Source organism: Sporosarcina soli (assembly GCF_042655805.1).
In the GTDB taxonomy this organism is placed as follows: Bacteria; Bacillota; Bacilli; order Bacillales_A; family Planococcaceae; genus Sporosarcina; species Sporosarcina soli.
Genome location: NZ_JBHSNO010000001.1, coordinates 361,064 through 373,341 on the forward strand (window position 1 = coordinate 361,064; position 12,278 = coordinate 373,341).

10 protein-coding genes are annotated in these 12,278 nt (G+C 41.9%); 3 read left to right on the plus strand and 7 right to left on the minus strand.

Translation table 11 applies throughout. The features are described 5' to 3' along the window. Window positions 1-210 precede the first annotated feature (210 nt). Entirely contained in the window at window positions 211-1,479 is a 1,269-nt protein-coding gene (gene ilvA, locus ACFPRA_RS01830) for a threonine ammonia-lyase IlvA (protein WP_381429900.1), read from the plus strand. Between the two features lie 96 nt (window positions 1,480-1,575). On the opposite strand, the gene ACFPRA_RS01835 is transcribed toward ilvA, so the two are convergent. Further along, the gene (locus tag ACFPRA_RS01835; protein WP_381429903.1) at window positions 1,576-2,442 is read right to left on the minus strand and encodes a mechanosensitive ion channel family protein; all 867 of its coding nucleotides are present in this window, start codon (window positions 2,440-2,442) and stop codon (window positions 1,576-1,578) included. A 441-nt stretch (window positions 2,443-2,883) separates the two neighbouring features. Here ACFPRA_RS01835 and ACFPRA_RS01840 point away from each other — a divergent pair, with 441 nt between their 5' ends. Together ACFPRA_RS01840 and ACFPRA_RS01845 are read left to right on the plus strand one after the other, a co-directional pair. Beyond that, on the plus strand, window positions 2,884-4,377 hold the full coding sequence (locus ACFPRA_RS01840; protein ID WP_381429906.1) for a catalase: 1,494 nt from the start codon (window positions 2,884-2,886) through the stop codon (window positions 4,375-4,377). Window positions 4,378-4,539: 162 nt separating this feature from the next. Beyond that, on the plus strand, window positions 4,540-5,565 hold the full coding sequence (locus tag ACFPRA_RS01845) for a hypothetical protein (RefSeq protein ID WP_381429908.1): 1,026 nt from the start codon (window positions 4,540-4,542) through the stop codon (window positions 5,563-5,565). Window positions 5,566-5,631: 66 nt separating this feature from the next. Here the strand turns inward: ACFPRA_RS01845 and ACFPRA_RS01850 are convergent, their stop codons facing one another. The 6 genes from ACFPRA_RS01850 to cstA all read right to left on the minus strand — a co-directional run bounded on the left by ACFPRA_RS01850 (window position 5,632) and on the right by cstA (window position 12,178). Then, window positions 5,632-6,267, minus strand: coding sequence for a YIP1 family protein (locus tag ACFPRA_RS01850; protein ID WP_381429910.1), 636 nt, complete (start codon window positions 6,265-6,267; stop codon window positions 5,632-5,634). A 133-nt stretch (window positions 6,268-6,400) separates the two neighbouring features. Next, window positions 6,401-7,405: an ABC transporter substrate-binding protein gene (locus ACFPRA_RS01855; RefSeq protein ID WP_381429913.1), complete on the minus strand. Its 1,005-nt coding sequence runs from the start codon at window positions 7,403-7,405 to the stop codon at window positions 6,401-6,403. 29 nt (window positions 7,406-7,434) lie between these two features. After that, complete coding sequence (locus ACFPRA_RS01860; protein ID WP_381429916.1) at window positions 7,435-8,187, minus strand: ABC transporter permease; 753 nt, start codon at window positions 8,185-8,187, stop codon at window positions 7,435-7,437. Further along, entirely contained in the window at window positions 8,120-8,962 is an 843-nt protein-coding gene (locus ACFPRA_RS01865) for an ABC transporter ATP-binding protein (protein WP_381429919.1), read from the minus strand. The genes ACFPRA_RS01860 and ACFPRA_RS01865 overlap by 68 nt, the downstream gene beginning before the upstream one ends. A gap of 275 nt (window positions 8,963-9,237) precedes the next feature. Beyond that, complete coding sequence (gene cysK, locus ACFPRA_RS01870; protein ID WP_381429923.1) at window positions 9,238-10,167, minus strand: cysteine synthase A; 930 nt, start codon at window positions 10,165-10,167, stop codon at window positions 9,238-9,240. A gap of 205 nt (window positions 10,168-10,372) precedes the next feature. Then, window positions 10,373-12,178, minus strand: coding sequence for a carbon starvation protein CstA (cstA, locus tag ACFPRA_RS01875; protein ID WP_381429927.1), 1,806 nt, complete (start codon window positions 12,176-12,178; stop codon window positions 10,373-10,375). Between the last annotated feature and the right edge of the window lie 100 nt (window positions 12,179-12,278).

The following is a 12,278-nucleotide window of genomic DNA, read 5'->3' on the forward strand; positions in this document are numbered from 1 at the left end:
GAAACAAAAGGTTTAATAAATATCTTCTCCAAATTCCAGGGATCCTTCTGACAGGTCATTTAAATTGCGGCAAACATTGATAGATAATTGCACCCAAGACCTATTTCCACAAATAATTCACGCATAATTACGAAGATTCTTTTGTCCTTTCAGTAGAATTCATGTTATCATTAAGAAATCTTCAACAATGACGGAGGTAGTGGAAAGTTTATGAATACTACAAGTACAGAAGCGAAAACAGTTCATGTGGAAGACATCCTAATTGCCAATCAATTATTAAAAGATGTCGTTAGCCACACACCATTGCAAAAGAATGAAAGGCTGTCCGAAAAATATGATTGCCATGTGTACATAAAAAGAGAGGATTTGCAGTATGTTCGATCTTTTAAATTGCGTGGCGCTTACTATAAAATCAAAACTATTGAAACGGAAGCCCGTGAAAAAGGGGTTGTTTGTGCCAGTGCAGGCAATCATGCACAAGGCGTAGCATATGCTTGTGCTCATTTAGGTATCGATGCTAAAATTTTCATGCCTCAAACGACACCTAAACAAAAAGTCAATCAAGTGAAAATGTTTGGGAAAAACTTTGTGGAAATCATTTTGACTGGCGACACGTTCGATGCTTCATCAAGCAAAGCGATTGAATATGCCAACACTGAAGGACGCATTTTCATCCACCCATTCGACGATCCACATATCATTGCCGGTCAAGGAACGGTGGCGGTTGAAGTACTAAACGATATTGAAGAGCCGTTAGACTTTGTCTTTGCGAGCATCGGTGGCGGTGGCCTTGTTTCCGGCTTAAGTGCCTATATGAAAAACGTCTCCCCTCTCACAAGAATAATTGGTGTTGAACCAGCAGGAGCGGCCAGCATGCATGCCGCTTTCCAAAAGCAACAACCTATCTTATTGGAATCCATTGATAAGTTTGTCGACGGAGCAGCTGTTCAATGCGCTGGACAACTTACATATGAAGTCTGCCAGAAATACGTGGATGACATTATCCTTGTGCCTGAAGGAAAAACATGTACGTCCATACTGGACCTCTACAATGAACATGCCATCATTGCTGAGCCTGCAGGTGCTCTTCCTATCGCGGCATTGGATTTTTACAAAGAAGAAATCAAAGGGAAATCCGTCGTCTGTGTGATCAGTGGGGGCAATAACGATATCGGACGAATGCAGGAGATTAAAGAAAAATCACTTATATACGAAGGGCTTCTGTATTACTTTATTGTGGACTTCCCACAAAGAGCAGGCGCATTACGACAATTTTTGGATGAAGTTCTCGGTCCAGATGATGACATTACTACATTTGAATATACAAAGAAAAACAATAAAGAAAACGGTCCGGGTCTCGTTGGGATTGAAATCAAAAAGAAAGAGGATTATGACAGCCTCATATACCGGATGCAACAATGTGGCTTCCCTTTCAAAGAAGTCAATAAGGACAGCACTTTATTCGGTTTGCTCATCTAAAGCAAGTGCACAAAAAAACGGCTGGAGATACGATTTTGCATCGTTCTCCTAGCCGTTTTTTCTTTTCTAGTTTTTCTCATATAAGCATATATTCGTTCAATGACCTCTGTTGATCAATTGCTCTGCCATTTTAATTTTATTGTCATATAGTTTTTGTGCCATCGTTTCTTTCGCTTCTATAGCGGCCGGTAAATAATCGGTATCATTCACTGTCGCTACAATCGAAAATTTATAGCCGAATGGGCTTGCATCCAATGAGTGTAAGCCATAAACTTTATATTTTTCCACAATTTCACCGGTTAACTGATCCACTTTTAGATAGGAAAGTTGTTTTTGATTCAACTCATCACAAACTTCTTGAAGCAGTCGTTTCACAACACTCGGATCTTGATGGAATGAGACGACGACACTTTCGAAAATTCTCCTTTTCTCAACCGATCCATTTACCATCTTGCGAATCTCACCATTCGAAATGGTCACTAATTTCCCGTTGATCAACCGGATCTTTACAATTCGAAATCCTAACTCCTCGACTGTACCTCCTTCCGGTTCTCCATTTACGTTTATGAAATCTCCTCGCTTAATCGTTCCTTCAAAAATCATGAAAATCCCGCTAATAATATCGTTGATTAGTTTTTGGGCACCGAACCCAATCACAGCCGCAATGATCCCTCCCGCAACGACGACTTCTTTCAAATCAACGACAAACGGCTTAATCGCAGCGATTAAAATGATCGTCGCGAATAGATACCTCGACGTATTTTTGACAACACTTTCAATCGTTTCTTTCTTCTTCTCTTCTATAATGCTCGTCCGTTTGAATAGCTGTTGTAAAATTTTCCTGCAAACGACGATGAACACATATGTGGAAACAATGGTTAACGCCAGTGTAACGAAATAGTCTTTCACACTCTCAAACTCAATATCAAACAAATGTTGCACAGAATTAAAAAACTTTTTCATGTTTATCAAGATCCTTTTCTATCAATTACGCCTCGGCGTAATTGCGTCCAGATTTATATCCTTGTAATGCGACTTCTTATTTCAAGTTTATCACACTTCACAAATGGTTGACTTTCTATTGAAAACGTTACCTTTTAGGTTGTCAAAAAAGTTTTTATCGTTAATAATGGAGATAGTATCATTTAACTTATATTTCTGAATTTGGAATCATTCCAATGAGTGGGAATCCCTTTCTATTACGAACTGATAATCACTCCCAATTACAATGGATGAATGCAGAGCATAGGTATCACATTTTCCGCCTGTAATGCAGTATATAATCACGTTATTTTTGTTGATTTACAGGGAATTTTTTTGTAAAAGCTATTATTCTTGGATTCCTAGACGTTATTTGTTATGATTCTAATGTAGTAATTAAAACAATCTAAGGAGTGGGAATGTATGACTGAAAACAATAACCCTAAAAAAAGATTAACAACAGCTGCCGGCGCGCCTGTAGTTGACAACCAAAACTCGATGACGGCAGGTCCAAGAGGTCCTATGCTCCTACAAGATGTGTGGTTTTTAGAAAAAATGGCCCATTTTGACCGTGAAGTCATTCCTGAGCGCCGCATGCACGCAAAAGGATCCGGGGCATACGGTACATTTACCGTAACACATGATATAACAAAATACACGAGTGCAAAAATCTTCTCCGAAATTGGTAAGAAAACTGATATGTTCGTACGTTTTTCCACAGTGGCAGGAGAACGCGGTGCTGCAGATGCGGAACGTGATATCCGCGGTTTTTCAATGCGCTTTTACACGGAGGAAGGCAACTGGGATCTAGTTGGAAACAATACGCCGGTCTTCTTTTTCAGAGATCCTTTGAACTTCCCTGATTTGAACCATGCTGTCAAACGGGATCCACGCACGAATTTGAGAAGCGCGAACAACAACTGGGATTTCTGGACATCTCTCCCTGAGGCTCTCCACCAAGTGACGATTGTCATGAGTGATCGAGGCATACCAAAATCATACCGCACGATGCATGGTTTCGGTAGCCATACCTTCAGTATGATCAACGCGGATAACGAACGCGTCTGGGTAAAATTCCATATGCGCTCCCAACAAGGCATTGAAAACCTGACAGACGAAGAGGCAGTTGCACTTGTCGGAGTTGACCGTGAAAGCCATCAGCGCGATCTCTATGAAAACATTGAAAAAGGCAACTTCCCGAAATGGAAAATGTACATCCAAGTCATGACAGAAGAACAGGCAAACAACATGCCTTACAACCCGTTTGACTTGACAAAAGTATGGTACAAAAAAGACTTCCCTCTCATTGAAGTCGGTGAATGGGAATTGAACCGGAATCCTGACAACTACTTCGCTGAAGTCGAGCAGGCTGCCTTTACTCCTGCAAACGTCGTACCGGGCATCAGTTTCTCTCCGGACAAAATGTTACAAGGACGCCTCTTCTCTTATGGAGATGCTCAACGTTACCGTCTAGGCGTTAACCATCACCAAATTCCGGTAAACCAACCAAGATGTCCAGTCCACAGTTTCCATCGCGATGGAGCTATGCGGGTGGACGGCAATATGGGTAGCACGCTTCACTACGAGCCGAACAGCTATGGTGAATGGCAAGCGCAACCGGAATATAAAGAACCGGCACTTGACTTATTCGGCAATGCCGATCGCTGGAACTTCCGTGAAGACGATGACAATTATTTCGAGCAGCCTGGTAAGCTCTTCAATTTAATGAGCGATGAACAAAAACAGCTACTATTTGAAAATACGGCACGCAATATCGGCGCTGCTGACAAATTTATCCAACTCCGCCATATCGGACACTGCTACAAAGCTGATCCGGCATACGGACAAGGCGTAGCCGACGCACTCGGTATTTCTTTGAGTGAAGTGGAAGCGGCAGCTGGATACGATGCAGAATAAGGTTTTAAAAAAGGAAAGAGTAGCGCTATTTGCTACTCTTTCCTTTTTTTCAACCAAAGAATAAGGAAGAATCTAAAGAATCCGACTAATAGTACTGACTTTTCCTTCAATCATCGATAGAATAGAGATAACGTGTTTATTACTTTGTAGGGGGAACTTTAATTGACAATCCAATTCACAGCTCATGAGGAATTTTTCACATTCCACGATCCGATGCAAAATGGGAAATTAATTGATCGTAAAACTGAAATTCGTAAAGATCCACTGACTGGGGAAACTTCACGAATTATTTTCGATCCCGGTGCCCCATTTGTACCCACAGATTATACGGAGCTCGCTAAAGAAACTGCTGGCATTAAATGCCCATTTTGCCCTGAAAATGTGCACTCCTTTACACCTACTTTTCCTAAAGCTTTAATCGAAGAAGGACGACTTACACAGGGCGAAGCGGTCGTCTTTCCGAACCTCTTCCCATACAGTAAACATAATGCTGTCATCCGCATGACGGATCAACATTACGTCAAGCTGGAGGAATTTGCTTGTTCAATAATTACCGATGCATTTTCGGTCGCATATGATTATTTGAAAAAAGTCAAAGCACAAGATCCGAAGACAACATTTGCATCGATTAACTGGAATTACCTCCCGCCGTCCGGAGGAAGTATTTTACATCCCCATATTCATGTATTGGCATCAGAACGTCCGACGAACTATCAGGCAACTGCCTTAGCAGCAGCCCAACAGTTTTACGAAGTAAACGATCGAAATTTTTATGATGAACTTCTTAAACTAGAACGTGAACTTGATGAGCGGGTCATTGGTACAGAAGGCACGATCGACTGGCTGCATGCATTTGCGCCGAAAAGCCATTCGGATTTCATAGGGGTATTCAATGCATCCTCTTTTGACGAAATAACCGAAAAGAATTGGCAAGATCTCGCACAGAGTGTTATCAAGTTTTTCCGCTACTTTGAACAAATCGGCATCGCGAGCTTCAATCTCGCTCTCTTTACCCCACTCTCTCCAAACGGGGCTGAACGCGTACATGTACGACTTGTTCCCCGTATGACAATTGGCGGACTGCAAACGAGCGATATGAACGTTTTCAATTTCTTGCATAGTGAACCGCTCTGCTTAAAGGTTCCGGAACAAACGACCCAAGAAGTTGCGAAGTATTTTATAGAATAAAGAACAAATCGCTGATTGGAATCAGTGTAAAGCTGTTTCCAATCAGCGATTTCATTTAAAGTAATTTCACAAGAAAAATAACGGAACCAAGAATAAAAGTAGCACAATAACGATCAACACAGAAGGTATAATAACCGTTAATAACCCACGCCATGCAGAGAATCTATGCGCTTCCGCAATTGCTTTTATTGTAATAATGAAACTCCATATTCCTAGCACGATTCCAATAAATCCACTAAAAATTAACCATATCCATTTCCCTGCTGAAATATCAACGTCTTCAATGAATACCGCTTCGCCCAATATAAGGAGATCGGGAATCCATAAAATCCCCCCAAGTATAAACGGTATATAAGAGATTGCAAAAGCCATTTTCAACTCTTCAAACTCTCCTATACCACCGAACCACTTCCCGACAAAAGTAGCAATTCCTGCACCAATCCACCAACCTATCCAACCTAAAAGAGGACCTAATACAACTGCTAATATCAAGATTAATGGTACGGGTAAGACGTCACCTGTATTATTTTGCGACGCCCCATTCAGCACATCAAAAACCCCGGAAATTAGAACAAGAATAAGGGCAAACCTCATCGATTTATTGTCGATTGCGTAGCGGACTGTTTCTCTCGGCCTAATCCAAACAGACGTCCATACATTCAGATCTTCTTTCTTGTCAAAAACTTCATTTCCCCCCTTCATCAATCAACACCTCCACTTCATTACCTATTCTACGTTTAATAGATAATGAAGTTTCATAAATTCCTGATTTTCACTCAAACAAAAAAGGATACCACTGAAATTACAGTGGATCCCTTTCTCTAACTATCTTTTTTCAATTGTTTCCAACAGCCTTTAACTGCTCCAATTGAATCAATCCATCAATGTCATTACTCGTTACATAACCAGCCTCTTGACTAATATCGGCCATTTCCTGAATTACTTGTGCATTGACGTCCGTCGTCACTTCCAGCCTAGCAAATGCCGCTTGAAGTTCATCCTTATTAATCTCTTTACCGGTCAAATCTTTAATATGCTGGATGACCAAATCTTGACTTTCTTCCGGATTTTCTTTGATGAAGTTCACCGCTTTTACGTGAGCCATCAAGTAAGCTTTCACCAAATCATCATTTTCTAAAAATTGCTTGCTAGCCGCTACAACCGTATTGGTCGATTCTTTTCCCCAAGCAAATGCATCCCAGTCTAACAGCAACTCACCATCTGCCTGTGTTTCCAAAATATATCCCCAAGGCTCTTGCGTCGCCGCTGCGTCTACCGATTTCTGGATGAAAAGAGTTGCCGTATCGGCAGGAGCTGCTGCGAACAGCTCAACTGTTCCGCCATTCGTCGTCGGCTTTAACCCTACATCATTAAGTGCCTTCCGCAACATCACGTCCTGTGTGCTACCAATGACAGGAATCGCTACTTTTTTTCCGTCCAATTCAGCTAGATCACTAATTTGACTATGTTCACTCGAAACGAGTACAGCTCCTCCATTCACCGCTCCGGAAATGATATGATAGCTCGGATCTTGGACATAACGGTTCAATAAAGGACCTGGACCGACAGTTCCTACATCAACGGCCTTTGTCGCCATCGCTTCCATGAACAATCCGCCATTGCTGACCGTTTTTGTATTGATTTTAATATCTTCACCAAATGCTTCTTTGAAATAATCTTTTTCCAACGCAACGATCGTTGCAATATGTGTCAAATTCGGAAAGTATCCGATATTCACTTCTTTGCGGCTGTTCCCATTTGCATCGCCTTGCCCGCATGCGGCAACTATACTTAATACAAAAACAGAAATGAGTAACACTAGAAAGGACTGCCTTTTCATTTCATTCTCCCCTTTTAGCTGATGTGTTTTTATTGAATGCCCCACTTCTTCTGTACATTTCGCTCCAAACGCAAGAATACGAGGTTATCCATAATCGTACCGATGACGCCAATGATGATCATGACTGAAATAACTAAATCCATCTGCCCGAGCGATCTACCCGTTTCCAGCAGATGACCGAGACCGCCGCCGGATCCTAGCAGCTCTCCGGCCATCAAGGCACGCCATGAAAACGCCCATGCAATTCGCAGCCCTGAAATAATTTGTGGAACAGATGCCGGTAATATGACTGTTCGCAAAAAGTGGAAACCGCCAGAACCTAATGTTTTGGCCACTCTTTGATAAAGCTGTGGCACATTCTTGAATCCGCTTGTCGCATTGATAGTCATGGTCCACGTTGCCCCGATTGCAACAATAAACAAAATCGAAAAATCATTTAGACCGAACCAAATGATGGCGAGTGGAAACCAAACAATACTTGGAATCGACTGTAAAGCCGTAATTAGAAAACCGAGTGTATCCTCTACCCACTTGGATCGCCATATCCAATAACCCAATAGAAGTCCAAGTAAGACCGCAACCGAGAAGCCGATCAGCAGTCGGCTCATACTTTTAAAAATAGCAATCCCGATTTGTCCGTCTACCAGCCCATAAAAAAGTGTTTGTAGCACTTGGCTGAGGGGTGGGAACATGAAATCAGGTAATGTAGATAGTCTAGATGTGACTTCCCATATCACCGCTAGTATCACGATGAAGAGTGTCCGTCTTAAAAACGTAGTCATCCCCCATTTCCTCCTTCAACACTTTCTCTATTTCGCCTTGTAGCGATGCCAGTATCTGTTTTTCCAGATGGAATGTACTGTCATTCGGCATCACTCCATCCTTCATTGTCTTTACTGCGTAAGTCTCTTTGATTTTTCCCGGTCTCGTTTCAAAAACGACAATTTTTTCAGATAATAAGACCGCTTCTCGAATATTATGAGTAACGAAAAAAATCGTCACTTTTGTTTTTTTCCAAATTTCCAGTAGCTCATTATGCAATACCATTCTCGTTTGTTCATCTAGAGCAGCGAATGGTTCATCCATCAGAAGGATTGCGGGTTCCATCACGAGTGCGCGAGCGATGGAAACCCGCTGTTTCATCCCACCAGAAAGCTGATGAGGAAAAGACTCTGTATAATTGCTGAGATGTACCATTTTCAGCATTTCCTTCGCTTTGTTTTCCGCTTCCGTTTTGGGCATTCCCTTCAATAGCAATCCGTAGGTTACATTATCGAGGACACTGAGCCAAGGGAATAATCCATCTTCCTGAAAAACAACGACCCGATCCGGTCCGGCTCCCGTTACTTTCTTGCCAGCAATCCGGATTTCTCCCTGATCCGCTTTTTCCAATCCGGCAATCAGATATAGTAATGTAGATTTTCCGCATCCCGAAGGACCGACGATTGATACGAACTGTCCTTTTTCCACGTCTAGCTGAATATTATCCAGAACTTTCACTTGACCTTTTTCCTTATGGTCGAAGCTTTTTTCAACCCCATCAATCGTTAAATACATCCCATCTTCCCTACTTTCAAATATCCTACTAATTTGATATGTTTTATTATATATATATAATCTACTATATAGATATGATTTGTCAACTATTAATGTCAAACTTTTCGATACTTTTTTCGATACGTTGACAAACTAGTCGACAATTCTCCTAGACTGTGCGACCAAGATCAATTACGCCTTGGCGTAATTGCGTTCGGATTTTGAATCCCCACTGATCTGCTGAAGCAAGTTAAAAGAACCTTATGCCATTAAAAAGTCGACATAAGGTTCTTTTTTTATGATTCAAACAAATCACTCGATAAATAACGTTCGCCGGAATCAGGCGCGATACAAACGACCGTATCATCAGGCGTTAACCGCTTTGCCACTTCCATCGCAGCAAAGACGGATGCTCCACCTGAAGGACCGATCAGAATCCCTTCTTTTGCCGCCAATCCCCGCACGGTCTCATATGCCTCATCATCTTTAATCTGAAAAATTTCATTATAGACTTCCGTATTGAGCACTGGCGGGATAAAACCCGGGCTCGTACCGACAAGCTTATGCTTTCCTGGTTGTCCTCCTGATAAAACGGGCGATCCAGCTGGTTCAACAACATGAACCGTAATATTTCGATCATGTGCTTTTAACGCTTCGCCTGTACCGGTCACTGTTCCGCCAGTGCCCGATGTGCACACAAAAGCCGTTAGTGTACGGTCAATCGATTCCACCGCTTCAATAATTTCAACAGCAGTCGTCGTCCGATGGATGTCCGGGTTTGCGGCGTTTTCAAATTGCATCGGTATAAAACTATTTTTGATTGTCGCCGCGATTTCATCCGCTTTTGCAATAGCACCCGGCATTCTTTCTGCACTCGGTGTTAACACAACTTCTGCTCCATAAGCTTTCATCAAATTGATCCGTTCGACTGTGGAGTTATCCGGCATGACAAAAATGGCACGATACCCTCTTGCCGCAGCATTCATCGCAAGCCCGATCCCTGTGTTGCCCGAAGTCGGTTCGATAATCGTTGCCCCCGGTTTCAGCACTCCGCTTTTCTCGGCTTCGATAATCATATTATAAGCGGCACGATCTTTCACACTTCGACTTGGATTAAAAAATTCCAGTTTTACATAGACAGCTGCTCCATTTGTGTCTGGAAGTCTATTTAATTTGACAAGTGGTGTGTGACCGATTAGTTCAGCAATATTATTGACAATGCGCATCTTTCTCATTCCTTTATACACGTATTTATTCTCGAAAAATTCCTCACTATCTTTTTATTATAACAATTAATTTCTATTATTCCTACCTATTTAATAAATTTTAAAAAAATAATCAAAAAAGCAGTATACATTCACTGATCTGCCCCTAGCGAATTATACTGCTTCTTATCTTATTTGTTATCCGTCGTCGTTGCTGAGAGTTCTATCAAATCATTCCTTTAGCAGCTCGTTCAACGAGAATATCCTGCGGGTATTTCCATAGTTGTCTCCATTTCTGGATCGAAGCAATAAGAATGATAAAGCCAAGAACTAACATAATGATGGAAAGTGTTCCATTCAACACGCTGAAACCTGAACTTGCTGCATTCCAGTAAACGTTTTTCACCATCCAATAGCCTGCTACATTTACAGTTACATATAGGTAAGCAAGCGGAATTAGACAAGTTAACATATACCGTCGTTTGTCGGCAATCTTCAGTACAACTGTTGCACCGATGATTAGGCCGATTGAAGCCATTAACTGATTGGATACGCCAAACAATGCCCAAACAGAACTAATATCACCGGAGAACAGGAGATACCCCCACATAAAGCATGCTAAAGCACTTGCAAAGATTGTAGCAAACACAGAATCCATCCGTTTCAACGGTTTAAAGAAAGCTCCCCCAAAATCTTGGATGAGATAACGGGCAACCCGGGTCCCGGAGTCAATTGCTGTTAAGATAAAGACTGCTTCGAATAGAATTACAAACTGATAAAAATAAGACGCCATTTGTTCAAAGATTGGAATCTCCGTAAAGATGTAAGTCATTCCAACAGCAAGTGTTACTGCACCACCTGTTCGGCCTTCAAGGTCCATTCCGACTTCATCACTTAACTTATCAAGATGAACAGTTTCCATACCTAATGTCGCAAATTTCTCTGGTGTCGAGTTAATAGCAAAATAATCGCCAGGCATTAGAGAAACAGCTGCAATTAAAGCCATAATGGCAACTAAACATTCGACAAGCATCGCTCCAAAAGCAACACCTTTAATATCACTCCACCGATTAATCATTTTAGGGGTAGTGCCTGAACCGACAAAGGCATGGAAGCCAGAAATCGCTCCACAAGCAATCGTGATGGAAATGAATGGCCAAACCGGACCTGCAATGACTGGCCCCCCACCATTGACGAATTCAGTAAATGCCGGAAATTGCACAGCTGGATTGACATAAAATACCCCGATGATCAATGCTGCAAACACACCAATTTTCATAAATGTACTCAAATAATCACGAGGCGCTAACAATAACCAAACCGGTAGTGCTGCCGCAAAAAATGCATAGACTGGTAACAAGATGGCGATTGTACTCTTTTCAAAAGTTAAGAAGTCACCGAGTGCCGTCCCTTGAATGTTCGGTCCCCAGACGATAGCCGCCATGATAAGTCCAAATCCAACGATGGTAGCAATTTTCAAGTTGCCAGTTTTTTTATGATATAAACCGACAGCCATCGCAATTGGGATTGTAATCCCTACCGCAAAAGTTCCCCATGGATTTCTCTCCAAAGCACTTAATACAACTAAAGATAACCCTGCCATTGTAATTGTAATGATAAATAACATCGCTAAGCCCGCACAGAAACCGGCAACGGGACCCAACTCTTTTTTCGCGATTTCCGATAATGATTTTCCATCTTGACGCATGGAAGCAAAAAGCACAACAATATCGTGAACCGCCCCTCCAACGACCGCGCCGATCAAAAGCCAAAGTAAACTAGGTAAATAGCCAAACTGCGCAGCCAATATAGGACCAACTAGCGGGCCTGCTGCAGCAATAGCCGCAAAATGATGCCCGAACGTAACCCACTTATTTGTTGGAACATAATCCTTACCATCTTCAAGTTCATGCGCCGGCGTCGGATTCGAGTCATCTAGTTTCAGAACCTTTGCCGCTATGAACGTGCCATATAATCGGTAAGCAATCAGTAGTATACAGATTGAACCGATAACAATCGTAACCGCATTCATCGCTGTTTTCCCCCATCCCTTTTAAAGTATGCCAAGCATACTAAAAAAAGAGAAATCTGAACTCTTTTTTTGTTGAAATGCATGAAAAGGACAGCGAATT